Raw genomic sequence first — 24,491 nt, 5'->3', positions numbered from 1 at the left:
GCCGGCATGAGCGCCCCGTCCGCCACGACCACCGCCGTCCCGCGCCACGTCGCCATTGTCATGGATGGCAACGGGCGCTGGGCTGCGCGCCGGCGCCGGCCGCGCATGATCGGCCACCGCGCCGGCACGCGCGCGGTCAACCTGTGCATCGACTTCTGCATCGAGCGCGGGATCGCGGCGCTGACCCTGTTCGCGTTTTCCAGCGAGAACTGGGGCCGCCCGGCCGACGAGGTGGGCGCGCTGATGAAGCTGTTCCTCAACGCGCTCGACCGCGAGGTGGCCGAGCTGCATCGCCGCGGCGTGCGCGTGCGCTTCATCGGCGAACGCGGCCGCTTCGACGCCGGGATCATCGCGCGCATGGACGCCGCCGAGGCCCTGACCGCCGGCAACCACCGGCTGACCCTGGCCATCGCCGCCAGCTATGGCGGACGCCAGGACATCGCCGCCGCCGCGCGTGCGCTGGCGGTCGAGGTGGCCGAGGGACGCCTGCGCCCCGACGACATCGACGAGGCGGCGATCGCGCGCCACGTCGCCCTGTCCGACCTGCCGCCGCCGGATCTGTTCATCCGCACCGGCGGCGACGTGCGGATCAGCAATTTCCTGCTCTGGCAGCTCGCCTATACCGAACTCTGGTTCACCGACGTGCTCTGGCCGGACCTCGACGCAGCGACCCTCCAGCAGGCGCTGGACGTCTTCGCCGGCCGCGAGAGGCGCTTCGGACTGACCGCAGACCAGGTGGCCACGGCCAATCCCATGGAGGCCCAATGACCCGTACCCGCGTCCTCGCCGCGCTCGTGATGGCCCCGGTGGCCATCGCCGCCGTGCTGCTCCTGCCCACGCCCTGGATGATGCTGGCCGCGGCGATCGTGTTCCTCGCCGCCCTGTGGGAATGGTTCGGCCTGGCCGAGGTGGACGATTCCCTCGCCCGCAGCGCCCTGCTGGTGCTGAACCTGATGCTGATGGTGGCGCTGGTCTGGGGCACCGGCGGCACGGCCGCGACCCTCGTGCTGTTCAAGCTCGCGGTGGTCGTGGGCGTGGTCTGGTGGCTGCTGGCCATGCTGTGGCTGGTGCATTACGACTTCGCCTCCGACCACGACACGCATGCGCGGGTGTTCAAGCTTGCCGCCGCCACCCTGGCCGTGGTGCCCGCCTGGTGTGGCCTCGCCCTCCTCCACAATGACGGGCCCGGCTGGTTGCTGCTGGCCTTCATGATCGTCTGGGGCACCGACACCGGCGCGTACTTCGCCGGGCGCGCCTTCGGCAAGCGCCGGCTGGCGCCGCGGATCAGCCCCAACAAGACCGTGGCCGGCCTGGTCGGCGGCGCGCTGCTTGGCGTGCTGGTGGCGGTGGTCGGTGCGTGGATCCTCGGCACCGGCGTGGCCCAGCTGCCGCTGGTGGCGCTGGTGGGCCTGCTCACGGTGCTGTTCTCGGTGGTCGGCGACCTGCTCGAAAGCCTGCTCAAGCGCCATGTCGGGGTGAAGGACTCGGGCAACCTGATCCCGGGCCACGGCGGCGTCATGGACCGCATCGACAGCGTGCTGGCCGCACTCCCGGTGTTCGCGCTCGGCAAGATCTGGCTGGGCTTCTGATGCAGCGCGTCGCCGTCCTCGGCGCCACCGGCTCGATCGGCGGTTCGGCGCTCGACGTCATCGCCCGGCATCCGGACGCGATGCGGGCCTCGGTGCTCGCCGCCGGCCAGCAGGTGGACGCGCTGCTCGACGCCTGCCGCCGGCACCGGCCCGACGACGCCGCCATCGCCGACGAGGCCGCGCTGCCGCGCCTGCGCGAAGGCCTGCGCGAGGCCGGCCTGGCGACGCGGGCCCATGCGGGCATGGACGCCATCGCCTCGCTCGCCGCCGACGGCGGCAGCGACACCGTGGTCGCCGCGATCGTCGGCGCCGCCGGGCTGGATTCGACCCTGGCCGCCGCACGCGCGGGCAAGTGCCTGCTGCTGGCGAACAAGGAATCCCTGGTGCTGGCCGGCGAGCTGGTAATGGCCGCCGCCCGCGGGCATGGCGCGCGGATCATCCCGATCGACAGCGAACACAACGCCATCTTCCAGTGCCTGCCTGCCGACGGCGACTGCGCCGACGTGCGCCGGCTGGTGCTGACCGCGTCGGGCGGTCCCTTCCTCGGCCGCGATCGCGCCTCGCTGGCCGACGTGACACCGGCCCAGGCCGTCGCCCATCCGAAATGGTCGATGGGCCCGAAGATCTCGGTCGACTCGGCCACCCTGATGAACAAGGGCCTGGAGGTCATCGAGGCCCACCACCTGTTCGGCCTGCCGGCCGACCGCATCGACGTGCTGGTGCACCCGCAGAGCCTGGTGCATTCGCTGGTCGAGTTCGTCGACGGATCCACCCTCGCCCAGCTGGGTCTGCCGGACATGCGCACGGCGCTGGCGGTCGGCTTGGGCTGGCCGCGACGGATCGCCTCGGGGGTCGGCGGGCTGGACCTGCTGGCCCAGGGGCGGCTGGACTTCCAGGCCCCGGACACCGCGGCGTTTCCCTGCCTGCGCCTCGCCTTCGACGCGCTGCGCGCCGGCGGTACGGCCCCCGCGGTGCTCAACGCAGCCAACGAGGAGGCGGTTTCAGCCTTCCTTCAGGGCCGGATCGGCTTCCTGTCCATTCCCGCCCTGGTCGAGGACGCGCTGGCCGCGCTGCCGGCCGTCCCCGCCGCGTCGCTGGACGCGCTGCGCGAGGCCGACGCCCAGGCCCGCCACCGCACCCGCGCCGCCCTCTCCCGCCAGGGCTCCTGACGAGCACGCCATGATGACGTTCCTCGGTTCGGTTTGGTGGATGATCGTCAGCCTGGGCGTGCTGGTGACCTTCCACGAATTCGGCCATTTCTGGGTGGCGCGCCGCAACGGCGTCAAGGTGCTGCGCTTCTCGGTCGGCTTCGGACGCCCGCTGTGGACCCGCCTGGGCCGCGACGGCACCGAGTACGTCATCGCGGCCCTGCCGCTGGGCGGCTATGTGCGCATGCTCGACGAGCGCGAAGGCGACGTGGGCGCGGACGAACGCGACGCCGCATTCAACCGCAAGACGGTCTGGCAGCGGATCGCCATCGTCGCCGCCGGCCCGGCCGCCAACCTGCTGCTGTGCGTGGCCCTGCTGTGGACGATGTTCGTGATCGGGCGCCCCGACTACCAGCCCGTGCTCGGCCAGGTGCAGGGCGTGGCGGCGGCGTCCGGCCTTGCGCGCGGCGACACCCTGCTGGCCGTGGACGACCGCGCCACGCCCACCTGGAGCGAGGCCTCGATGGCGCTGGTGACCGCCGCCATCGACCGCCGCGACGTGGAGGTGCGGCTGCGCACCGCCGCCGGCCAGGACGCGTCACGCAGCCTGCGCCTGTCCACCCTGCCGGCCGAGCTGGACCAGCGCCGTGCGATGCAGGCCATCGGCCTGGTGCCGCAGGCCTTCGTGCGCCCCGCGGACGTCGGCCGGGTGGTCGAGGATGGCGCCGCGTGGGGGGTTCTGGCCGAGGGCGACCGCATCACCGCGATCGACGGCACGTCGGTGCACGCGTTCTCCGACATCCGGCCGCTGGTGCAGGCGCTGGGCGAACAGGGCGGCGGCGGCATGGTCGAGGTCGACCGGGACGGTGAGCGGCTGGCGCTGGAGATCGTTCCGTCCCTGGCCACCCCGACCGACGGTGGCGAGCCCTTCTGGGCCCTGGGCATCGAACCCGATGCCGGCGCCGGCGCGGAACACGACGCCACCCTGCGCCACGGGCCGATCGCGGCCGTACCCGCGGCCTTCGGCGAGACCTGGCGCCTGGCCCGCGACACCGTGGGCATGGTCTGGCGCATGGCCAGCGGCCGGGCGTCGGTCGAGAACGTCTCCGGGCCGATCACCATCGCCCGCTATGCCAACGCCTCCGCGAACCTGGGCCCGGCCTGGTTCCTGAACTTCCTCGCCCTGCTCTCGCTGAGCCTGGCGATCATCAACCTGCTGCCGATCCCGATCTTGGACGGCGGTCACCTGTTGTATTACCTTATCGAGTTGGTCAAGGGCAGCCCCTTGAGCGAGCGCGCCATGATCGCCGGGCAGTACGTCGGCCTGGCGATGCTCGCGGGCCTGATGGGCCTGGCGTTCTACAACGACATCCTGCAACTGGTGCGATGACGCCGCATGCAAGACCGCCGGACCCACCGCCCCACCCCCACGCAACGCCAGACCGGACGCCATTGATGACGCGATTCCCGAACCGCCGCCTGCTCGCCATCGCCCTCGCCTCGACGCTCGCAGCGCCGGCCTGGGCCCAGCAGCCGGTCGACCCCCAGGCCGCCTTCGGCGTCGCACCCCAGCCGGCCGCGGCACCCGTGCCCGGCGCGTTCACCGTGTCCGACATCCGCGTCGACGGCCTGCAGCGCATCGGCGCCGGCACCGTCTTCACCTACCTGCCGATCGAGCGCGGCGACACGGTCGATGCCAGCCGGATCGGCGACGCCATCCGGGCCCTGTACGCGACCGGCTTCTTCGAGGACGTCAGCGCCGGCCGCCAGGGCGACATCCTGGTGCTGCAGGTCAAGGAACGCCCGGCGATCAACAAGCTGACGCTGACCGGCAACAAGGACATCAAGACCGAGGACCTGACCAAGGGCCTGACCGACATCGGCCTGGCCGAAGGCGAGACCTTCGACCGCCTGGCGCTGGACCGCGTCACCCAGGAACTCACCCGGCAGTACAACAACCGCGGCAAGTACAACGTCCAGATCACGCCCACGGTGTCGCCGCTGGACCGCAACCGCGTCGACGTGGGCATCAAGGTCGACGAAGGCAAGGCCGCGCGCATCCGCCACATCAACCTGATCGGCAACGAGACCTTCGACGACGAGACCCTGACCGACACCTGGGAGTCCGGCACCAGCAACTGGCTGAGCTGGTACCGCCGCGACGACCAGTACTCGCGCGAGAAGCTCGAGGGCGACCGCGAGAAGCTGCGCAACTTCTACCTCGACCGCGGCTACGTCGACTTCAGCGAAGACAACATCCAGGTCGCGATCAGCCCGGACAAGCGCGACATGTACATCACCGCCGGCCTGACCGAGGGCGAGGTGTACACCGTCGACTCGATCGAGGTCACCGGCGACACGATCCTGCCGAAGGAGGACATCGAGCGCCTGGTGCTGCTGCAGCCGGAGATGACCTTCTCGCGCGCCCTGCTCGAGTTCAGCTCCGACCAGATCTCGGCGACCCTCAGCAACATCGGCTACACCTTCGCCCAGGTGAACGTGGTGCCGCAGGTGGACCGCGAGAACCGCCGCGTCGACATCAACCTGCAGGTCGTCCCCGGCCCGCGCGTCAGCGTCCGCCGCATCGTGTTCAAGGGCAACAGCCGCACCGCCGACGAGGTGATGCGCCGCGAGATGCGCCAGTTCGAGGGCGCCTGGTACTCGCAGGCCGCGATCGACCGCTCCAAGGTGCGCCTGCAGCGCCTGGGCTTCTTCGAATCGGGCAGCGTCAACGTCGAGAGCAAGCCGGTCCCCGGCAGCAACGACCAGGTCGACGTCGAGTTCAGCGTCACCGAGACCACGTCCGGCAGCTTCATGTTCGGCGTGGGCTATTCGCAGCTCAGCGGCATGACCACGTCGGTGCAGCTGTCGCAGAACAACTTCCTCGGCAGCGGCAACCGGATCTCGATCGAGGCGCAGCGCAACGTCTACCTGCAGCGCTATTCGTTCTCGTACATGAACCCGTACTTCAACGACAGCGGCCTGTCGCTGGGCTACAACCTGTGGTGGCGCGAATTCGACAACTCCGAGTTCAACACCGCGCAGTACTCGTCGACCAGCCGCGCCGCGCAGATGGTGCTGGGCGTGCCGATCACCGAGCACGACACCGTCTCGGCGATGTTCGGCATCGACAGCAACCAGATCTTCGCCTTCCGCGGCAGCTCGCCGCAGTCGATCGTCGACTACATCGACGTCATCGGCCAGCGCACCTTCCACGCCTGGCGCGGCGAGGTGAGCTGGGCGCGCGACACCCGCAACGACTTCCTCCAGCCCACCCGCGGCACCCTGCAGCGCGTCTCGGCCGAAGTCACCCTGCCCGGCTCCACCGCCGAGTACTACAAGCTCAACTACGAGTTCTCCAAGTACTGGCCGCTGTCGCGCGCGGTGGTGCTCAACACGCGGCTCGAGCTGGGCTATGGCGACAGCTACGGCGATCCGCGCGTCGGCATCGTCTACGACCCCTACATCCCCGCCGACGCGAATGCGCCGCCCACCGGCGACCCGATCCCGCGCGTGGCGGTGGCCGACGGCCTGCCGTTCTTCGAGAACTTCTACGCCGGTGGCGCACGCTCGGTGCGCGGCTTCCGCGACAACACGCTGGGCCCGCGCGAGGCCGCCTGGAACAGCAGCTACCAGCAGGTCATCGGCGGCGCGGTGAAGACCATCGGCTCGCTCGAGATGTTCTTCCCCACCCTGCTCGACTCCCCCGCCGCGCGCGTCTCGGCCTTCGTCGACTTCGGCAATGTCTTCAAGGATGTCGATGCCTTCGATGCCGGCGAGCTGCGGGCGTCCGCGGGCGTGGCGCTGATGTGGCGCGCGCCGGTGGGTCCGATCTCGATCAGCTACGCCATGCCGCTGCGCAAGGAGGACGGCGACGAGCTGGAGCGCCTGCAGTTCACCTTCGGCGGCGCGTTCTAGCCGCCGGCGACGCGGACATGCAGCCCACGACGCTCACGGCGGCGGCGCTGGCCGAACGCTTCGGGCTGGCGCTGCGCGGCGATGGCGAGGCGGTGGTCGAGTCGGTAGCGACCCTTGCCGGCGCCGGACCGCGCCAGCTCTCGTTCCTGTCCAACCCGCGCTACCGCAGCCAGCTGGCCGGCTCGGCCGCGGGCGTGGTGCTGGTCCGCGAGGATGACGCCGCCAACCTCGATCGCACGCTGCTGGTCGCGCGCGATCCGTATGTCGCGTTCGCGAAGATCGCGGCGCTGTTCGATCCGGTGCCGGCGGCGCAGCCCGGCGTGCACCCCTCCGCCGTCGTCGACGACTCCGCCGAGGTCGATCCCTCCGCCGAGATCGGCCCGCTGGCCTGCGTGGGCGCGCGTTCGCGCATCGGACCCGGGGCCATCGTCGGTCCGGGCTGCGTGATCGGCGAGGACTGCGTGGTCGGCGCCGGCAGCCGCCTGGTGGCGCGCGTGACCCTGGTGCGCCGCGTGCGCCTGGGCGACCGCGTGCTGGTCCATCCCGGCGCCGTGCTCGGCGCCGACGGCTTCGGCCTGGCGATGGACGCCGGCCGCTGGATCAAGGTCCCGCAGCAGGGCGGCGTGCGCATCGGCGACGACTGCGAGATCGGCGCCAACACCACCATCGACCGCGGCGCCATCGAGGACACCGTGCTCGAGGAGGACGTGCGCCTCGACAACCAGATCCAGATCGCCCACAACGTGCGCATCGGCGCGCATACCGCGATGGCTGGCTGCGTCGCGGTGGCGGGCAGCACCACGATCGGCCGCTACTGCCTGATCGGCGGCGCCGCCGGCATCGTCGGGCACATCAGCATCTGCGACCGGGTCACCATCACCGCGATGGCCCTGGTCACGGCTTCGATCGACGCGCCCGGCGAGTACTCGTCGGGCACGCCGCTCATGGACAACCGGAGCTGGCGCAGGAGCGCGGCCCGTTTCAGGCAACTCGATGCGCTCGCCCGCCAGGTGCAGGCGCTCGGCAAGGAGAAGACATGACCGTCGGCAAGTTCACGTTTCCCATTGGCGTGGAGGGCATCCGTACGATGCTGCCGCACCGCTACCCCTTCCTGCTGCTCGACCGCGTGGTCGAGTTCGACGCGGAGGCCCGGCGCGTGCTCGCCTACAAGAACGTGACCGCGAACGAGGCCTACTTCCAGGGCCACTTCCCCGACCGCCCGGTGATGCCGGGCGTGCTGGTGATCGAAGCCATGGCCCAGGGCGGCGGCGTGCTCACCCAGCTGGCGCGCGGCGGTGCCAGCCACGTGGGCCGGCTGTCCTACCTGGTGAAGGTCGACAACGCGCGCTTCGCCAACATGGTCGTCCCCGGCGACCGCCTCGACATCGAGGTCACGGTGAAGCGCGAGATCCGCAACATGACCCTGTATTCCGGCGTCGCCAGCGTCGACGGCGGCCAGGTGGCCAGCGCCGAGATCCTCTGCGCCGAGGTCGATGCCTGAGATGGCCGCCGCGGCGATCCACGCCAGCGCGAGCGTCGATCCGTCGGCCGTCATCGGCGAGGGCGCCAGCATCGGCGCCTTCACCATCGTCGGCCCCGGCGTCGAGATCGGCGCCGGCACGCGCATCGGCCCGCACTGCAGCGTGACGGGCCCCACGCGCATCGGCCGCGACAACCACGTCCACGGCCACGCCGCGATCGGCGGCGAGCCGCAGGACAAGAAGTTCCGCGGCGAGCCGGTGCGCCTGGAGATCGGCGACCGCAACGTCATCCGCGAATTCACCACGCTCAACCGCGGCACCGGCGACGGCGGCGGGGTGACCCGGATCGGCGACGACAACTGGCTGCTGGCCTATACCCACGTGGCGCATGACTGCGTCATCGGCAACCACTGCATCTTCTCCAACAACGCCACCCTCGCCGGGCACGTCGTGGTCGGCGACCACGTGATCCTCAGCGGCTTCGCCGGCGTGCACCAGTTCTGCCGCATCGGCGACCACGCGTTCATCGGCATGGGCGCCTTCGTCAACGGCGACGTGGCGCCCTTCCTGATGGTCGCGCAGGAGGGCTATGGCCGCCCGCGCGGCATCAATGCCGAGGGCCTGAAGCGCCGCGGCTTCGACCCCGAGCGGATCGCGGCGATCAAGCGCGCCTACCGCGCGGTCTACATGTCCGGCGAGGCGCTGGACGAGGCCCGCGCGCGACTGGTCGAACTCGCCGAAGGCAGCGACGACGTGCGCCTGATGCTCGACTTCATCGAGGGCGGCGACCGGCCGCTGCTGCGGTGAGCGCGGCGGGGCCGCGCTTCGCGCTGGTTGCTGGCGAAGCGTCCGGCGACCTGCTGGGTGCCGGCCTGGTCGAGGCCCTGCGCGAGCGCTTTCCCGATGCGCAGTTCGTCGGCGTGGGCGGCGACGCGATGCGCGCCGCCGGGATGGACGCCTGGCACGATGCCGGCGAGCTGGCGGTCATGGGGCTGTCGGAGGTGCTGGCCCACCTGCCGCGGCTGCTGCGCCTGCGCCGCGGCCTGCGCCGTCGCCTGCTGGCGTGGAAGCCCGACGTCTTCATCGGCATCGACGCGCCCGACTTCAACCTCGGACTCGAGCGCCAGCTCAAGTCCCGCGGCGTCTGCACGGTGCACTACGTCAGCCCCTCGGTCTGGGCCTGGCGCCAGGGCCGCGCGGCGAAGATCGGTCGCAGCGCCGACCGCGTGCTCTGCCTGTTCCCGATGGAGCCGGCCATCTACGCCCGCCACGGCGTCGACGCGCGCTTCGTCGGCCATCCGATGGCCGACGCCATGCCGCTCAATCCCGACCGCCGCGGCGCGCGCATCGCGCTCGACGTCGACCAGGACGCGCCGGTGCTGGCGGTGCTGCCGGGCTCCCGCCTGGGCGAGATCGAGCGCCTGGCGCCGGCCTTCCTGCAGGCCGCGGAACTGGTGGCGGAGCAGGTCCCCGGGCTCCAGGTGCTGGTGCCCGCGGCCAACGCCGCCTGCCGCGACGCCCTGGACGCGCTGCTGCCCCCGCCGGGGGCTGCCGCGCGGGTGCGCCTGCTGGACGGCACCGCGCGCGAGGCGATGGTCGCGGCCGACGTGGTCCTGCTGGCGTCGGGCACCGCCACGCTCGAGGCGATGCTGGCCAAGCGGCCGATGGTCGTCGGCTACCGGATCGCGCCAGCCACCCACGCCATCGTCAAGGGACTCGGGCTGCTCAAGGTCGACCGCTACGCCCTGCCCAACGTGCTGGCGGGCGAGACCATCGCGCCGGAACTGATGCAGGACCTGTGCACCCCGCGCGCGCTCGCCGACGCGGTGCTCGCCTGGTTCTCGCAGCCCGAAGCGGTCGAGGCGCTGGAGCCGCGCTACCGCGAGCTGCACCTGCTGCTGCGCCGCGACGCCTCCCGCGAGGCGGCGGCCGCGGTCATCGGGCTGCTCGACCCGCGCCATGTGTCGGTACCGGTCGAGGCGGCGCCGTGAGGCAGCGCGCGCCGCTGGCGGGGGTCCGCGCACGGCCGGCGCCCTGCAGCACGCCGGCGATCTCCTCGCTGGTGGCCGGCATCGACGAGGCCGGCCGCGGTCCGCTCGCCGGGCCCGTGGTGGTGGCGGCCGTGGTGTTCGACCCGGCGCGCCCGCGGATCAACGGCCTCGACGATTCCAAGCAGCTCACCGCGGCGCGCCGCGAGGCCCTGTACGCGCGGATCGTCGAGCGTGCGCTGGCCTGGCACGTGGTCGCGATCGAGGCCGACGAGATCGACCGCATCAACATCTACCACGCGACCATGCTCGGCATGCGCCGCGCGATGGAGGCGGTGGCGCACGTGGCGGGCCTGGCCCGCATCGACGGCAACGCGATCCCGCAGGGCCTACCCTGCGCGGCCGAGGCCTGGGTCGATGGCGACGCGCGCGATCGCAGCATCGCCGCGGCCTCGATCCTGGCCAAGGTCACCCGCGATCGCGCGATGGTGGCGCTGCACGGGGAGTTCCCCGCCTACGGCTTCGACGGCCACAAGGGCTACAGCACGCCGGCCCACCTGGCCGCGCTGCGCGCACACGGGCCCTGTCCACAGCACCGCAGGAGCTTCGCACCGGTGCGCGAGGCCGCGACGCCGGACCTGTTCGCCGCGGCCGGCTGCCCGCTCGCCCTCGCGACCTGACGGCGCGCCGCCAGCCCCTGCGCCGCGCGCATCAACGCGGCCCCGGGCGCGCGCGGATGCGCACCTCGGCCATCCCCGCGTCCCGCGCACGGGCGAGCTCGCGGTCCGCGCCGTCGCGGTCGCCGAGCAGTGCCAGCGTCGCCGCGTTGTGGAGCGCGACGTCCGCCGGATCACCCCGCCCGGCCGCGCGCGCGCGTGCCACCAGCGCCAGGGCCTCGTCGCGACGGCCGAGATTGGCGCTGTACCAGCCCAGCGCGGCCATCGCGCCGCCGTTGCCGGGATCCAGCGCGAGGTATTGGCGGGCGCGCCGCTGCGCCTCGCGGTAGGCATCGGCGACCTCCGCCGGCGGCGCGCCACTGGCGGCCAGCCCGTCGCCGAGCCGGCCCCAGTTGAGGTGGTCGTCCGGATCGAGCTCCAGCGCGCGCCGGTACAGCGCGACCGCTTCGGCATGCGCGCCGGCCTGTGCGCGCAGGGTGGCGAAATTCGCCAGCACGTCGGCGCCGGGCTCGATCGCGATCGAGCGCTTGAAGGCGCGCGTGGCCTCGTCCGGGTGACCCGCCAGCAGCTGCAGGAAGCCGTAGGTGTTCCAGTGGCCGGCGTGTCCCGGTGCCAGCTCCACCGCCCGGCGGTAGCGGGCGATCGCGTCCTCCAGCCGGCCATCGCGGTAGGCCTGGAAGCCGACCTCGGCGTGCACCAGCGCGTCGTCGGGCGCCCGTGCCAGTGCCGCGCGGAAATGTGCCTGGGCGCGGTCCTGGCGCCCCCGCGCGGCCTCGACCTTGCCCAGGCCGACCTCGGCCAGGGCGCCGCTGCCCGGCGCCGTACCGGCCAGCCGGAAATAGCGCTCGGCCTCGTCCAGCCGGCCGTCGATGCGGCCGAGGTTGCCGAGGGCCAGCGCGGCCTCGGGCGGCAGCGGACGCATGTCCTCGACCCGCGCGCAGGCCGAGCGCGCACGGGCATGGGCCTCGCTGTCGTTCCAGTATTCGAAGCGGCGCGCCTCGGTGGCGCACAGGGCCGCCTGCGCAAGCGCGAAGTCCGCATCCTCGGCCAGCGCCGCGCGGAAGGCCTCCGCGGCCTGCAGCTGCTGCACGCGTCCACGGGTCGCCCGCTGCAGGTGGCGGCCACGCAGGTAGGCATCGAAGGCCGCGACGTTCCGGGTGGGCGCCAGCCGGGTGCGCAGCGACTCGCGGGCCTCCGGCATCGATCCCAGCATCGACTCGACGACTTCGCCGGCGATCGCGCCCTGGGTGGCGAAGACCTCGGCCATCGAGTGCTCGTAACCGCGACTCCAGAGCACGTAGCCGGTGGCGGTGTCGCTGAGGCGCGCGTTGATGCGCACCCGGTCGCCTTCGCGGCGGATGCTGGCGTCCAGGATGGCGTCGACGCCGAGCTCGCGACCCAGCTCGCGCACATCGGCATCGCGCCGCGGGTCGGTGGACGCCATCAGCGCCGCCACCCGCAGTCCCGGCACCGACGCCAGGGCGTCGTGCATCTCCACGGCGAGTCCTTCGGCGAACCAGGCCTCGTCCTCGGCGCCGCCGAGCGCGGTGAAGGGGCGCAGCGCGATCGCCGCGCCATCGGCCGGCGCGTCCTCCGGCCGCTGCCACCAGGCCAGCGCCAGGACGATGGCGAGGACGACGGCGAGGTGCCGCAGCCAGGTCCGCCGGGCCGGGGGCCGGCGCGCCGCGACGTCCGTCGCCCGCCGCGCCCAGCGGAAAATTCCCCCGGACTGCGGCGGCGCGGAAATTTCCGTGGCCGGGTCCTCGACGGCCAGCACCTCGGGTACCGCGATGAAGCGGTAGCCGACCGCGTGCACGGTCTGGATGTAGCGCGGGTGTTCGGCCTCGTCGCCCAGGGCCTTGCGCAGCTGCGCCACCACCCGGTTCAGCACCCCGGGCGTGACGTGGCGATGGCCCCAGACCTGGTCCAGCAGCTCGTCGCGGGTGATCGCGTGCCCGTGCCGGGCGAGCAGCGCGAGGAGCACACCATAGGCCTTGGGCTCGAGCGCCAGCTCGCGGCCCATGCGCAGGACGCGGTGGGCGGCGGTATCGACCTCGATGTCACCGAAGCGGTAGATGCGCGCCTCGTCCGGCATTGCAGGCTCCCTCGCGGGTGCGCGTGGCAGCGGAAAAGGAATAAACGCGCCATGCAGGGAAAACCGGCTTCCATCGCGATTCCATCACCTGGCCCGGCGGTTTACCTCAAGCTTCCGGGCGACGGCCGCGCGAGACTCCGACAGCGCCGAGCCGGCGCGTCGCTGTGGAGCGCGTCATGTACGCCATCCTCGACAACCTGCCCCTGCCCGCCAGCCGGCCGGCCATGGCCCGGCGCCACCGCATCGCGGGCGCCGAGCCCGCGGCGCGGAGCCTGGCGCGCTTCGAGTCGGTCGCGCGTGCGCTCGCCGACAGGGACGACATTCCCAGCCTCGATGCGATCGCCAGCGCCTCGCGCAGCCTCGCCAGTACCTATGCGGGCCGTCCGCGCGCGCCCTGCATCCGCCAGCGCCGCCGCTGCCTGCAGGCGCTGCGCATGCTGGTCGACGAGCCGGGCTGGCAGCTGGGCCCGGGCCAGCTGGAACGCATCGCGCTGCTGGCCGATTACGCGCGTGGACGCGACCGCCTGGTGCCCGACGCGGTCCCGGTGATCGGCGGACTGGACACCGCCGTCCTGCTGGACATCGCCTGGCCGGAGCTGGCGGCCGACGTCGAGGCCTACTTCGACTTCCGTCGCCTGCGCGCCGAAGAGGCGCTGCTGCGCGGCGAGCGCCCGCGCCGCTTCGCGTTCGGGCGCGACGAGTGGCTGGAAGCACGCCGGGCCGAACTCGCGCTGCGCGCGCACGTCGCCATGCGCGGGGCCGACAGCTACCTGCACCACGGCGCGGCGACGCTGTTCCGCGTGCATTGAGGCGCTCCCGCAACGCCGCGGGTGTCAAGCCTTGTCCGCAGGTGGGCAGGCCCCTACCCTGCCTGCTGCACCTGCGGCCCCGCGATGTCCCGACGCTTCGTCCACCTGACCCTGCACAGCGAGTACTCGCTCGCCGATTCGACGATCCGGATTCCGGAACTCGTCAAGCGCTGTGTGGCCATGGGCCAGCCCTCGGTGGCGGTGACCGACCGCAACAACCTGTTTTCGCTGGTGAAATTCTTCCGCGCGGCCGAAGGCGCGGGGATCAAGCCGATCGCCGGTGCCGACATCAGCATGGCCGAGGGCGACGAGCCGCCGGCGACCCTCACCCTGCTCTGCCGCGACCATGACGGCTACCTGTCACTGTCGCGCCTGCTGACTCGCGCGTGGATGGAGGGCCAGCGCCACGACGGCGTGGTGGTGCGCCCGGACTGGCTGCGCGAAGACCATGCCGGCCTGTTCGCGCTCGCCGGCCGCCAGTCCCCGGCCGGACGGCTGGTGGCCGGCGGCCGCCACGACCAGGCCGAGGCCTGGGTGCGCGACTGGAGCGGCGTGTTCGGCGACGGGCTGCACCTGACGCTGGCGCGCGCCGGCTTCGCCGACGAGGCCGCGTTCAACGACTTCGCGCTCCAGGCCGCGTCGCTGTGCGCGGTGCCGGTGGTGGCGGGCAACGAGGTGCGCTTCATCGATCGCGAAGGCTTCGAGGCCCACGAGGCGCGGGTCTGCATCGCCTCCGGCCGCGTGCTCGACGATCCGCGCCGACCGCGCGAGTACACCGCCGAGCAGTACCTGAAGTCCGGCGAGGAGATGGCGGCGCTGTTCGCCGACGTGCCCGACGCGATCGACAACGCCGTCGCGCTGGCGCAGCGCTGCAACCTCGAGCTGCGCCTGGGCACCTACCACCTGCCGGCCTTCCCGGTCCCCGACCAGCACACGCTCGACTCGTGGATCCGCAGCGAGGCCCGCGACGGCCTCGCGCGCCGCCTGGAACACGCGCCGCTGGCCGAAGGCCATGACCGCGCCAGCTACGCCGCGCGGCTGGAGACCGAGCTCGACGTCATCATCCGGATGGGCTTCCCGGGCTACTTCCTGATCGTCTCGGACTTCATCCGCTGGGGCAAGGAACAGGGCATCCCGGTCGGACCGGGCCGCGGCTCCGGCGCCGGCTCGCTGGTGGCCTGGGCGCTGGAGATCACCGACCTCGACCCGCTGCCCTACGACCTGCTGTTCGAGCGCTTCCTCAACCCGGAACGCGTGTCGATGCCCGACTTCGACATCGACTTCTGCATGGACCGCCGCGACGAGGTGATCGACTACGTCGCGCGCAAGTACGGCCGCGACCGCGTCAGCCAGATCATCACCTACGGCACCATGGCGGCGAAGGCCGTGGTGCGCGACGCCGGGCGCGCATTGGGCTACCCGTTCGGACTGGTCGACGGCATCGCCAAGCTGGTGCCGATGACCCTGGGCGTGTCGCTGCCCGACGCCCTGGGGCGCACCGAGAAGGGGAAGAAGGACGACGCCTGGCGCTCGGACGAGCTGATCGCGCGCTACGGCGACGAGGACGACGTGCGCGAGCTGATCGACCTCGCGCTGCAGCTCGAGGACCTCACGCGCAACGCCGGCAAGCACGCCGGCGGCGTGGTGATCGCGCCCTCGCCGCTGTCCGACTTCTGCCCGCTGTTCGCCGAGCACGATGGCGACGGCGCCGGGCGCAACCCGGTGACCCAGTTCGACAAGGACGACGTCGAGGCGATCGGCCTGGTGAAGTTCGACTTCCTCGGACTGCGCACGCTGACGATCATCGATTGGGCCGTGAAAGCCATCAACCGGCGCCATGCCGGCGACGACGCGCCGCCGCTCGACATCGCCAGCCTGCCGCTGACCGACACCAAGACCTACGAGCTGTTCGCGCGCGGCGACACCGTGGCCGTGTTCCAGTTCGAATCGCGCGGCATGCGCGAGCTGCTCAAGCGCGCCAGGCCCGACCGCTTCGAGGACCTGATCGCCCTGGTCTCGCTGTACCGCCCGGGCCCGATGGACCTGATCCCCGACTTCATCGAGCGCAAGCACGGGCGCGCCGAGGTGCAGTATCCGCATCCGCTGCTGGAACCCGTGCTGGCGCCGACCTACGGCGTGGTGGTCTACCAGGAACAGGTGATGCAGACCGCCCAGATCCTCGGCGGCTACTCGCTGGGCGGCGCCGACCTGTTGCGCCGCGCGATGGGCAAGAAGAAGGTCGAGGAGATGGCGCGCGAGCGCGCCAAGTTCGAGGACGGCGCGCAGCTGACCCACGGCATCGAGCCCAGGGTGTCCGGGCCGATCTTCGACCTGCTGGAAAAGTTCGCCGGCTACGGCTTCAACAAGTCGCACGCCGCGGCCTACGCCCTGGTGTCCTACCAGACCGCGTGGCTCAAGGCGCACTATCCCGCCGAGTTCATGGCCGCGGTGCTGTCGAGCGACATGGACAGCACCGACAAGGTGGTCGGCTTCCTGGCCGAGGCGCGCACGCTCGGCCTGGAGATGCTGCCGCCGGACGTGAACCATTCGTCCTACATGTTCGAGGCCAACGATCCACGCACGCTGCGCTACGGCCTCGGCGCGGTGAAGGGCGTCGGCCAGGGCGCCTGCGAGGCGATCGCCGCCGAGCGCGGCACCGGCGGTGCCTACGTCGACCTGCTCGACTTCTGCCGCCGCACCGGCCCGGCCCGGCTCAATCGCCGCACGCTCGAAGCCCTGGTCAACGCCGGTGCGCTGGACGCACTGGGCCCGAACCGCGCCTCGCTGATGCTGCAGCTGCCCGAGGTGCTCAAGGCCGTCGACCAGCTGGCGCGCGAGCGCGAGGCCGGCCAGGCCTCGCTGTTCGGCGGCTTCGCCGAGCCCGAGGCCGCGGCGGCGCAGATCAGCCTGCCCGAGGTCCCGGAATGGCCGCTGGCGCAGAAGCTCGCCGGCGAGCGCGACACGCTCGGCCACTACCTCAGCGGGCATCCGCTCGATCCCTATCGCAAGGAGCTGCAGGCCCTGGTCGGCGCCGACCTCGGGCAGCTGGATGCGCTGTGGGAATCGGGCAGCTCCATGCGCAAGGGTGGCAACGGCAACGGCGAGGGCGGCCGCGGCGGCTGGCGCCAGGAGGTCACCGCGATCCTCGCCGGCCAGGTCACCGGCATCCGCAAGCGCGGCGAGAGCCAGGCCTTCGTGGTCCTGGAAGACGGTCGCGGCCGGATCGAATGCGCCTTCTTCTCCGAGGCCTGGATGGAACACGCGCCGCTGCTGACCACCGGCCGCATCGTGGTTGTCGAGGGGGGCCTGCGCGAGGACGAGTTCAGCGGCGGCTTCTCGCTGCGCGCGCGCCGGGCCTGGGATTTCCATGAGGTCTGCAACCAGTCGGCGCGACGGCTGTCGTTGCGGCTGGACCTGGCGGTGCCGGGGACCATGGAGCGCGTGGAGGCGCTGTTGTCGCCGCAGCGTCCCGGCCCGACCTCGCTGCGCCTCGACCTGCTTCTGGCCGCGGGTGCCGCCGGAACGCTGGATCTCGACGGCAGCCAGTCGGTGCGCGTGGACCCCGACCTGGTCGACCGCCTGCGCGGCGAGGACGGCGTGCGCGCCGCCCATGTCGCCATGGGCCAGCGGCCCTGGGCCACCTGACCCGACACCTGCAGGAGCCGCTACAGCGGCGACCCCGCCCGACGGAGCGCCGTCGATCGACCGCTGGCGGTCCGATCGCCGCCGTAGCGGCTCCCACAGGGAGGCGGTCGGCTAGACTGGCGGCTTTCCACGCTGTGCCACGCCGATGAATCCCAACTACCTCGACTTCGAGCAGCCCATCGCCGACCTGGAAGCCAGGATCCAGGACCTGCGCCAGGCCAGCTCCGGCCCCGCCGTCAACATCGACGCCGAACTGCGGACGCTGCAGGACAAGCTGCGCCTGCGCACCGCGCAGATCTTCCGCGACCTCACGCCGTGGCAGGTGTCGCAGCTGGCGCGCCACCCGGCGCGGCCCTATACCAACGACTACATCCGCTACGTCTGCGACGAGTTCCAGGAGCTCGCCGGCGACCGCGCCTATGCCGACGACGCGGCGATCGTGGGCGGCATCGGCCGCATCAGCGGCCGCAGCGTGATGATCATCGGCCACCAGAAAGGCCGCGACACCAAAGCCAAGGTGCGCCGCAACTTCGGCATGCCGCGCCCCGAGGGCTACCGCAAGGCGCTGCGCCTGATGAAGATGGCCGAGCGCTTCAAGCTGCCGCTCCTCACCTTCATCGACACGCCCGGCGCCTACCCCGGCATCGGCGCCGAGGAGCGCGGCCAGTCCGAGGCCATCGCCCGCAACCTGATGGAGATGGCCGAGCTGAAGACGCCGATCGTGTGCACGGTGATCGGCGAGGGCGGCTCGGGCGGCGCGCTGGCGATCGGCGTCGGCGACCGCACGGTGATGCTGGAATACAGCACCTATTCGGTGATCTCGCCCGAAGGCTGCGCGTCGATCCTGTGGAAGGACGCGGGCAAGGCCAAGGACGCCGCCGAGCAGCTCGGCCTGACCGCGAAGCGCCTGCACGGCCTGGGCCTGGTCGACAAGGTGGTGCGCGAGCCGATCGGCGGTGCGCACCGCAACCCGCGGCAGACGGCGCTGCGGCTCAAGGCGGTGCTGCTCAACCAGCTCGATGCGCTCGAGGCGCTGCCGGCCGACGTGCTGGTGGACAAACGCTACCGGCGCCTGCGCGGCTACGGGGCCTACGAGGCGGCCTGAGCCGCCTCCGCGTCGCCGGCGCGTGCGCCGCGCAGCCGAGGCCATGGAACCGACGCTCCCGGACGCCGTGTTCACCGTCCCCGACGGGGATGCCGACGGTGGGATCGTCGTCGCGCTGAGCGGCGGGCTCGACTCCACCGTCCTGCTGCACCGGCTCGCCGCCCTGCCGGCGATCCGCGCGCGCGGCCTGCGCGCGGTCCACGTGCACCACGGGCTGCACCCCGCCGCGGATGACTGGGCCGCCGGCTGCGATGCCGCATGTGCGGCGCTCCGCGTTCCGCTGCGGGTGCTGCCGGTGCAGGTGGCGCGCGACAGCGGGCTCGGCCTTGAGGCCTCGGCGCGCGAGGCCAGGCACGCGGCCTTCGCCGCCGCGCTGGACGCGGGCGAGGTGCTGGCGCTCGCCCACCACCAGGACGACCAGGCCGAGACCTTCCTGCTGCGCGCGCTGCGTGCCTCCGGCCCCGAAGGCCTGGCCGCGATGCGGCCCTGGCGGCGGTTTGGACCAGGCTGGATGTGGCGTCCACTGCTTGGCCAGCCCCGCGCCGGCCTCGAGGCCTGGGCGCGGGCGAACGGCCTGTCCTGGATCGAGGACCCGGCCAATGCCGACCCTGCCCACGCCCGCAGCCTGCTGCGCCACCAGGTCATGCCCCTGCTCCGGCAGCGCTGGCCGGGCGCCGATGCCGCCCTGGCCCGCAGCGCGACGCTGTGCGCCCAGGCGGCCGACCTCCTGGCCGACGATGACCGCGCGGTGCTCGATGCCCTGCTGACCGACGCGGCTGGCGGTCGGCAGGCGCGCCGGTTGCCGCTGGCGCCGCTGCGCGCCCTGCCGGCCGCGCGACGGGCACGCCTCGTGCGGGCCTGGGCCGCCGGGCTGGGGCTGCCACCGCTGCCGGCCACGGCGGTTGAAGCCGTCGACACCCTGTTGGGTGCGCGTAGCGACAGCGCAGGGGAAGTCCGCTGGGCCGATGCGTGCCTGCGCGCCTGGCGCGACGGGCTGCACGCGGTGCCCGCGGCACCATCCCTGCCGGCCGACTGGTCGCAGCTCTGGGACGGCCGGACGCCGCTGCCGATCCCGGGTGGCGGCGAGCTCGCGCTGGACGGCGCCGAAGCTTTCGCGACGCCCCTGCGCGTGCACGCGCGGCGCGGCGGCGAGCGCCTGCAGCTGCCCGGGCGCACCCACTCCCACGCCCTCAAGCACCTGCTCCAGGACGCCGGCGTCCCGCCATGGGAACGCACGCGCATGCCGCTGCTGTCCGACCACGAGGGCCGCGTGCTGGCCGCCGGCGACCGGTTGCTGTCGGCCACGCTGTGCGACTGGCTTCGCGACCATGGCGCGCGCCTGCGCTGGCGGCAGCTGGAGTAAACTCGAGGCCATGCCAGACCCCGCCGATACCGCCAACGCCGGCTCTCCGGTCGCCGATTTCGAAGCCTCGCTCGATGCCCTCGAGCAGCTCGTCGGCAAGATGGAGCACGGCGACATGAGCCTCGAGGATTCGCTCGCCGCCTACGAGCGCGGCGTCGGCCTCTACCGCCGCTGCCAGCAGGCGCTCGAAGCCGCCGAGCTGCGCGTGCGCCTGCTGACCGATCCGCAACAGCCTGACTCCGGAACCTCGTTCCCCGCCCTTGGCGACGATGCCTGACGCGACCGGCGGCACGGCCGCCGCGCAGCTCGACGCCTGGCGCAGCCGGATCGACGGCGTGCTCGCCTCCGCGCTGGCCGACCACCCCGCCGCCGAACAGCGCCTGGGCGCGGCCATGCGCCACGCCGTGCTGCTCGGCGGCAAGCGCATGCGTCCACTGCTGGCCTACGCCACCGGGACCGCATTCGGCGCCGACCCGTCCGCGCTCGACGCGGCCGCCGCCGCGATCGAGCTGGTGCACGCCTACTCCCTGGTCCACGACGACCTGCCGGCGATGGACGACGACGCCCTGCGCCGCGGCCAGCCCACCGTCCACGTCGCCTTCGACGAGGCCACCGCGATCCTGGCCGGCGACGCGCTGCAGTCGCTGGCCTTCGCGGTGCTCGCCGAGGCCCGCTGCAGCGACGCCGCGCGCGTGGCGATGCTGCGCGAACTCGCGCTCGCCGCCGGTGCCGGCGGCATGTGCGGCGGCCAGGCGCTGGACCTCGCCGCGACCGGCCAGGCATCGACGGCCGGCATCGACGCGCTGGAGCAGCTGCACACCCTCAAGACCGGCGCGCTGATCCGCGCCGCCGTGCGCATGGGCGCGATCGCCGCCGGTGCCGGTGACGCCGACCGCGCGCGCCTGGATGCCTACGCCGACGCGCTCGGCCTCGCCTTCCAGATCCGCGACGACCTGCTCGACGTCGAGGGCGAGAGCGCCACGCTGGGCAAGACCGCGGGCAAGGACGCCGCCCAGGACAAGGCGACGTTCCCGGCAATCATCGGCCTGGACGCCTCGCGCGCCCGGCTCGACGCGCTGGCGCGCACCATGGACGCGATGCTGGAACCCCTGGGGCCGCGCGGTGACCTGCTGGCCGCGCTCGGCCGCCTGGCGGTCGAGCGCTCGCACTGAGACGGCAGCGGCGCGTGGCCGCGGCCCTGGCGGCTACTTGATCAGCCGCAGCGTCAGCGGATAGCGGTAGGCGATGCCATCGTTGGCCTTGATCGCCGCGATGATGGTGAACACCAGCCAGGACAGGCCGACCACCACGAACAGCGGGCCGGTGATGATGATGCCGATGCCCAGGGTGAAGATCGTCATCAGGAACAGCACCAGGAAAATGATCGCCACGGTGATGTTGAAGTTCAGCGCTTCCTTGGCCTGGTCGCCGACGAAGGGCATGGTGTCCTTCTTGAGCAGCCAGATCACCAGCGGGCCGATGAAGCAGCCGATGCTGCCGCCCCAGGCCGTGGTGAGCAGCCCGCCCAGCAGCGCGGAGAGGTGCGCGAACATCGCCCACTGGCGCTGCTGCGGATCGATGGCGCCTCCGGCCGCCACCCGTGGTGCGTCGTCGTGATGGTCCTGGTCGAACATGTCGCGCCTCCCCGTCAGGATGGGTCTCCCCGACGTTAGCACGTCACTCCCGCCCGCCATCGGATGTGCGATCGCGATGGGTGGGGGCCGGCACGGACCCCGCCGGCCCTAGCGCATGGCCGGGACGGCCTGCCCGGCGCGACTAGATCAACTGGTCTGGACCCAGGTCGTCAGGCGGGAGACCCACTCCTCCGCCTCGGCATGGTTCCGCGCCGCACCCCACTTCCAAGTCTCCCCATGCCGACGGAACGGGACCTCGAACTTGGGGCGCTTCAGGTCACGCACATGAACCTCAAGCCGGCTGTCGAGATGGATGGCGCCTCGCGACATGAAGGCCAAGTTCCAGCGCAGAACATCTCCCTTGTCCACTACTGTCGACGCGCCGCTCTTGTCGCGGAGCCACAGCTTGCCGGACGCAGTGTCAATCGCAATATTTTCGTGGGCGAAGTCGGCGTTGAACCCGTCCGGAACCCGGGACGACCCAATGGGCGCACCACGCTTCATCATGAAGAAAACGACGATAAACACGCCAATCGACACCAGCGAGCTCAGGAAGCCCAAGCCCAACATGCCCGTGATGAACGAGGCGACGACTGCAGCAATCAACGCAACGACAAGAGCCAACAGGATACGCATGGAGAACCCCCTTTCGCTATTAGTTAGGTGCAGCTGTGGCGATCTGGTTCAGGCCGCCAGACTAGTTTCAAGGTCGTCAATGACTAGCGTGAATGTGCGTGGATCCCCGGTCTCCTGTATCGCGCGCTGCAGCGCACGACGCGTCGCCGTGGTGACAAGCGACTGGAGGTCACGGCCCGAGAATCCGCCGGTGCGCCTGGCGAGTTCTACGCATGCGGCTTCCACCTCGAAACTCAGCGGCTTTCCGGCAAGCTGCAGTGCGAGAATCGCTGCGCGGGCCGGCTCGTCGGGCAGTCCGATCTCGATGCGGCGCTCGAACCGCGACAGCAGCGCGCTGTCGATGCTCCCGGGATGGTTGCTGGCAGCGAGCAGGAATACCTGGCCCTTCTTCGTCGCCACACCGTCGAGTTCCTGCAGCAGCTGCGCCACGATCTCGCCGGTAAAGCTGTCTCCGTCGCCGCGCGAGCGGGCGACGGTGTCGAGCTCGTCGAGGAACAGGATGCACGGGGCCTGGGCGCGTGCCTTCTCGAACAGCTGGCGGACCAGTCCGCCGGACTGGCCGGTGTAGCCCGCCTTGAGTTCGCTGGAGCTGGCCGCGATGAAGGCGAGGCCGGACTCGGAGGCCAGCACGCGCGCGACCTGGGTCTTGCCGGTCCCCGGCGGGCCGTACAGCAGGATGCCGCGCGGCACGCCGACCCCCAGCTTGCGCAGTTCTTCGGCGTGGACGAGCTCCCGCCCCAGGCTCCTGAACTCGGCCAGCGTCGATTCCGGCAACACCAGCGCGTCCCAGCCCAGACGCTCGACCGAGGTGGATTGCTTGCCCCGCAGCTTGCGGACTTCAGCGGCGAAGTCCTCACGGGTCACTTCGCCGTGCAGGTGGCTGGCGACGATCTTCGACACCAGCGTGTGGATGTCACGCCCGGACATGCCCGCGGTCTCGCGCACCATGTCTTCGGTCGGCGCGAAGTGCAGCCGCGCCTTGGCGATTTCGTTGGCCAGGATGCGCTCACGTCCATGCGCGTCGGGTGCGGGGATCTCGATCGACTCGGTGAAGCGCGACATGACCGCGTTGTCGAGCAGCTCGTGGCGATTGGTGGCGCCGATCACGAACACCTCCCCCGCGCACTGGTTGAAGCCGTCCCACTCGGCCAGGAAGGTCTGCACCAGTTCGTTTCCGAACGCATCGGTGGTGTTCGAGCCGCGGGCGGCAAACACGCTTTCGCACTCGTCGATGAACAGGATCGTCGGCGCCCCCTTCCGGCAGCGCTCCCAGACCTCGCGCACGCGGGGCCCGGTCTCGCCGATATGCGGAGCCTTCAGGTCGGCGATCCCGACGGAGACAAAATTGCATCCGGCATGCTGGGCAAGCTTGCGCGCGATCAGGGTCTTGCCGGTGCCCGGCGGGCCATGCAGCAGGATGCCCTTGACGGGGCGACCCGACTTGAAGGAATCCACGAGGCTCAGGATCGCGTCGAGCGTTTCGGCCGGCAGGGCCACGTCGGACCAGGCCTGCTCCTGCCCGGACAGGGTTTCGATCCGCTGCTCGATCAGGCGCGCCCGCGACAGCTCGGCCTGCCAGTCACCCACCTCTTCGGCGAAGCGCTTGATGGCCGTGGCGTGCTCCACGGCGCCTGCGGCGAGCCCTTCCGCGAGTCCCGACCAGACCGCCCAGCGCGGGTCCGCACGCTGGAGGTCGTTGAACGGGATGGCCTGCAGGGAGAACCCGTCCACCGGAAGGCGAACCAGGATCAAGAGGTTGCGCGCGCCGTCACGCAGGCCGAGGAACGTGGCGCCGAACTGTGGTCCGTACGTCTTCGTGTCGGTCCGGATGTCCTGGGAGAAATTCTCGCCATTACCGACCGGCGCCATAGTGGCGCTGTACGGATAGTCGGGATCGGCGCTGCTTTTCACATCGAACGCCAGCAGCTGTGGCCGCAGTGCGCGAAAGCCCTCGATCGCAGCGCGCTCGGACGCGCTGGCGCGCTCGGCCTCTCGCCGCCGCCCCCAGTGCACCAGCCAGGCATACGCGCCCGCCACGGCGATCAACATGAGCAGACCGCCCATGCCAAGCAGCATCGCGACCACGGGAACGGCCACCAGCACTCCCATCCAGCACAGCGCCTGCGGACGGCCGGGGCCCCAGGGGGCCGACAGCGTGAGCGCTGCGGGCCAGGCACCACGGCGAGCGCGCTCAAGCGCAGCGGCGGCCGCCGCATCGCAGCTTCGAGCGGAATCGGCGGCGATGGCGGATGCCGCGGAAGAGAGCATTCGCTCGTTGCCTTCCCGCACCTTGGCCACAGCACCCTGCGAACGGGTCCTGACCTGGGCGAGTTCGGATTGCAGGCGCGTCATCTGCGCCTGGATGTAGCCCGAAGGCTGCGCAGCAAGCTGCGCGCTCACGCC

General features: G+C 71.8%; 20 protein-coding genes. 16 read left to right on the top strand and 4 right to left on the bottom strand.

What is annotated here, in order from left to right:
- The first annotated feature begins 6 nt into the window (after window positions 1-6).
- The 10 genes from uppS (at window position 7) to JGR68_RS06755 (ending at window position 10,804) form a co-directional block, all read left to right on the top strand.
- Window positions 7-768: a polyprenyl diphosphate synthase gene (gene uppS, locus JGR68_RS06800; protein WP_199362170.1), complete on the top strand. Its 762-nt coding sequence runs from the start codon at window positions 7-9 to the stop codon at window positions 766-768.
- The gene (locus JGR68_RS06795) at window positions 765-1,589 is read left to right on the top strand and encodes a phosphatidate cytidylyltransferase (protein ID WP_199362171.1); all 825 of its coding nucleotides are present in this window, start codon (window positions 765-767) and stop codon (window positions 1,587-1,589) included. Before uppS ends, JGR68_RS06795 begins: the two co-directional genes overlap by 4 nt.
- On the top strand, window positions 1,574-2,758 hold the full coding sequence (locus JGR68_RS06790; protein WP_199362272.1) for a 1-deoxy-D-xylulose-5-phosphate reductoisomerase: 1,185 nt from the start codon (window positions 1,574-1,576) through the stop codon (window positions 2,756-2,758). The genes JGR68_RS06795 and JGR68_RS06790 overlap by 16 nt, the downstream gene beginning before the upstream one ends.
- 10 nt (window positions 2,759-2,768) lie before the next feature.
- The gene (gene rseP, locus JGR68_RS06785; RefSeq protein WP_199362172.1) at window positions 2,769-4,127 is read left to right on the top strand and encodes an RIP metalloprotease RseP; all 1,359 of its coding nucleotides are present in this window, start codon (window positions 2,769-2,771) and stop codon (window positions 4,125-4,127) included.
- 65 nt (window positions 4,128-4,192) lie between these two features.
- Entirely contained in the window at window positions 4,193-6,655 is a 2,463-nt protein-coding gene (bamA, locus tag JGR68_RS06780) for an outer membrane protein assembly factor BamA (protein WP_199362173.1), read from the top strand.
- A 17-nt stretch (window positions 6,656-6,672) separates the two neighbouring features.
- Window positions 6,673-7,695 carry a UDP-3-O-(3-hydroxymyristoyl)glucosamine N-acyltransferase gene (gene lpxD, locus JGR68_RS06775; RefSeq protein ID WP_199362174.1) on the top strand — a complete coding sequence of 341 codons (1,023 nt, stop codon included), beginning with the start codon at window positions 6,673-6,675 and terminating at the stop codon, window positions 7,693-7,695.
- Window positions 7,692-8,156 (top strand): 3-hydroxyacyl-ACP dehydratase FabZ, encoded by a 465-nt coding sequence (gene fabZ, locus JGR68_RS06770; protein ID WP_199362175.1) that lies wholly within the window; start codon window positions 7,692-7,694, stop codon window positions 8,154-8,156. Before lpxD ends, fabZ begins: the two co-directional genes overlap by 4 nt.
- Before the next feature lies 1 nt (window position 8,157).
- Window positions 8,158-8,943 (top strand): acyl-ACP--UDP-N-acetylglucosamine O-acyltransferase, encoded by a 786-nt coding sequence (gene lpxA, locus JGR68_RS06765; protein ID WP_199362273.1) that lies wholly within the window; start codon window positions 8,158-8,160, stop codon window positions 8,941-8,943.
- On the top strand, window positions 8,940-10,127 hold the full coding sequence (lpxB, locus tag JGR68_RS06760) for a lipid-A-disaccharide synthase (protein WP_199362176.1): 1,188 nt from the start codon (window positions 8,940-8,942) through the stop codon (window positions 10,125-10,127). Before lpxA ends, lpxB begins: the two co-directional genes overlap by 4 nt.
- Window positions 10,128-10,141: 14 nt before the next feature.
- The gene (locus JGR68_RS06755; RefSeq protein ID WP_207748911.1) at window positions 10,142-10,804 is read left to right on the top strand and encodes a ribonuclease HII; all 663 of its coding nucleotides are present in this window, start codon (window positions 10,142-10,144) and stop codon (window positions 10,802-10,804) included.
- Window positions 10,805-10,835: 31 nt separating this feature from the next.
- Here JGR68_RS06755 and JGR68_RS06750 read toward each other — a convergent pair whose 3' ends face one another.
- Window positions 10,836-12,896 (bottom strand): winged helix-turn-helix domain-containing protein, encoded by a 2,061-nt coding sequence (locus JGR68_RS06750; RefSeq protein ID WP_199362178.1) that lies wholly within the window; start codon window positions 12,894-12,896, stop codon window positions 10,836-10,838.
- Between the two features lie 176 nt (window positions 12,897-13,072).
- On the opposite strand from JGR68_RS06750, the gene JGR68_RS06745 reads away from it, so the two are divergent.
- The 6 genes from JGR68_RS06745 to JGR68_RS06720 all read left to right on the top strand — a co-directional run bounded on the left by JGR68_RS06745 (window position 13,073) and on the right by JGR68_RS06720 (window position 20,990).
- Window positions 13,073-13,705 (top strand): hypothetical protein, encoded by a 633-nt coding sequence (locus tag JGR68_RS06745; RefSeq protein WP_199362179.1) that lies wholly within the window; start codon window positions 13,073-13,075, stop codon window positions 13,703-13,705.
- An 84-nt stretch (window positions 13,706-13,789) separates the two neighbouring features.
- Window positions 13,790-17,350, top strand: coding sequence for a DNA polymerase III subunit alpha (gene dnaE, locus JGR68_RS06740; protein WP_199362180.1), 3,561 nt, complete (start codon window positions 13,790-13,792; stop codon window positions 17,348-17,350).
- 145 nt (window positions 17,351-17,495) lie between these two features.
- Window positions 17,496-18,455: an acetyl-CoA carboxylase carboxyltransferase subunit alpha gene (locus JGR68_RS06735; RefSeq protein ID WP_199362181.1), complete on the top strand. Its 960-nt coding sequence runs from the start codon at window positions 17,496-17,498 to the stop codon at window positions 18,453-18,455.
- 43 nt (window positions 18,456-18,498) lie between these two features.
- Entirely contained in the window at window positions 18,499-19,818 is a 1,320-nt protein-coding gene (tilS, locus tag JGR68_RS06730) for a tRNA lysidine(34) synthetase TilS (RefSeq protein WP_199362182.1), read from the top strand.
- A gap of 10 nt (window positions 19,819-19,828) precedes the next feature.
- Window positions 19,829-20,095 carry an exodeoxyribonuclease VII small subunit gene (locus JGR68_RS06725; RefSeq protein ID WP_199362183.1) on the top strand — a complete coding sequence of 89 codons (267 nt, stop codon included), beginning with the start codon at window positions 19,829-19,831 and terminating at the stop codon, window positions 20,093-20,095.
- Window positions 20,088-20,990: a farnesyl diphosphate synthase gene (locus JGR68_RS06720; protein WP_199362184.1), complete on the top strand. Its 903-nt coding sequence runs from the start codon at window positions 20,088-20,090 to the stop codon at window positions 20,988-20,990. Before JGR68_RS06725 ends, JGR68_RS06720 begins: the two co-directional genes overlap by 8 nt.
- A 33-nt stretch (window positions 20,991-21,023) precedes the next feature.
- Here the strand turns inward: JGR68_RS06720 and JGR68_RS06715 are convergent, their stop codons facing one another.
- The 3 genes from JGR68_RS06715 to JGR68_RS06705 form a co-directional block, all read right to left on the bottom strand.
- On the bottom strand, window positions 21,024-21,452 hold the full coding sequence (locus tag JGR68_RS06715) for a DUF4870 domain-containing protein (RefSeq protein WP_255527455.1): 429 nt from the start codon (window positions 21,450-21,452) through the stop codon (window positions 21,024-21,026).
- 147 nt (window positions 21,453-21,599) lie between these two features.
- Window positions 21,600-22,088: a hypothetical protein gene (locus JGR68_RS06710; protein ID WP_199362185.1), complete on the bottom strand. Its 489-nt coding sequence runs from the start codon at window positions 22,086-22,088 to the stop codon at window positions 21,600-21,602.
- A gap of 48 nt (window positions 22,089-22,136) precedes the next feature.
- Window positions 22,137-24,488, bottom strand: coding sequence for an AAA family ATPase (locus JGR68_RS06705; protein WP_234446615.1), 2,352 nt, complete (start codon window positions 24,486-24,488; stop codon window positions 22,137-22,139).
- Between the last annotated feature and the right edge of the window lie 3 nt (window positions 24,489-24,491).

Origin of the sequence: Luteimonas sp. MC1750 (assembly GCF_016615955.1) — a bacterium.
GTDB lineage: Bacteria > Pseudomonadota > Gammaproteobacteria > Xanthomonadales > Xanthomonadaceae > Luteimonas.
This window is presented reverse-complemented; position numbering and strand designations above follow the sequence as displayed.

Bases quoted from the DNA above. Each gene is read 5' to 3' on its own strand.
- uppS (WP_199362170.1), top strand. From the start codon at position 7: ATGAGCGCCCCGTCCGCCACGACCACCGCCGTCCCGCGCCACGTCGCC.
- JGR68_RS06795 (WP_199362171.1), top strand. From the start codon at position 765: ATGACCCGTACCCGCGTCCTCGCCGCGCTCGTGATGGCCCCGGTGGCC.
- rseP (WP_199362172.1), top strand. From the start codon at position 2,769: ATGATGACGTTCCTCGGTTCGGTTTGGTGGATGATCGTCAGCCTGGGC.
- bamA (WP_199362173.1), top strand. From the start codon at position 4,193: ATGACGCGATTCCCGAACCGCCGCCTGCTCGCCATCGCCCTCGCCTCG.
- lpxD (WP_199362174.1), top strand. From the start codon at position 6,673: ATGCAGCCCACGACGCTCACGGCGGCGGCGCTGGCCGAACGCTTCGGG.
- fabZ (WP_199362175.1), top strand. From the start codon at position 7,692: ATGACCGTCGGCAAGTTCACGTTTCCCATTGGCGTGGAGGGCATCCGT.
- lpxA (WP_199362273.1), top strand. From the start codon at position 8,158: ATGGCCGCCGCGGCGATCCACGCCAGCGCGAGCGTCGATCCGTCGGCC.
- JGR68_RS06750 (WP_199362178.1), bottom strand. From the start codon at position 12,896: ATGCCGGACGAGGCGCGCATCTACCGCTTCGGTGACATCGAGGTCGAT.
- JGR68_RS06745 (WP_199362179.1), top strand. From the start codon at position 13,073: ATGTACGCCATCCTCGACAACCTGCCCCTGCCCGCCAGCCGGCCGGCC.
- dnaE (WP_199362180.1), top strand. From the start codon at position 13,790: ATGTCCCGACGCTTCGTCCACCTGACCCTGCACAGCGAGTACTCGCTC.
- JGR68_RS06735 (WP_199362181.1), top strand. From the start codon at position 17,496: ATGAATCCCAACTACCTCGACTTCGAGCAGCCCATCGCCGACCTGGAA.
- tilS (WP_199362182.1), top strand. From the start codon at position 18,499: ATGGAACCGACGCTCCCGGACGCCGTGTTCACCGTCCCCGACGGGGAT.
- JGR68_RS06725 (WP_199362183.1), top strand. From the start codon at position 19,829: ATGCCAGACCCCGCCGATACCGCCAACGCCGGCTCTCCGGTCGCCGAT.
- JGR68_RS06720 (WP_199362184.1), top strand. From the start codon at position 20,088: ATGCCTGACGCGACCGGCGGCACGGCCGCCGCGCAGCTCGACGCCTGG.
- JGR68_RS06715 (WP_255527455.1), bottom strand. From the start codon at position 21,452: ATGTTCGACCAGGACCATCACGACGACGCACCACGGGTGGCGGCCGGA.
- JGR68_RS06710 (WP_199362185.1), bottom strand. From the start codon at position 22,088: ATGCGTATCCTGTTGGCTCTTGTCGTTGCGTTGATTGCTGCAGTCGTC.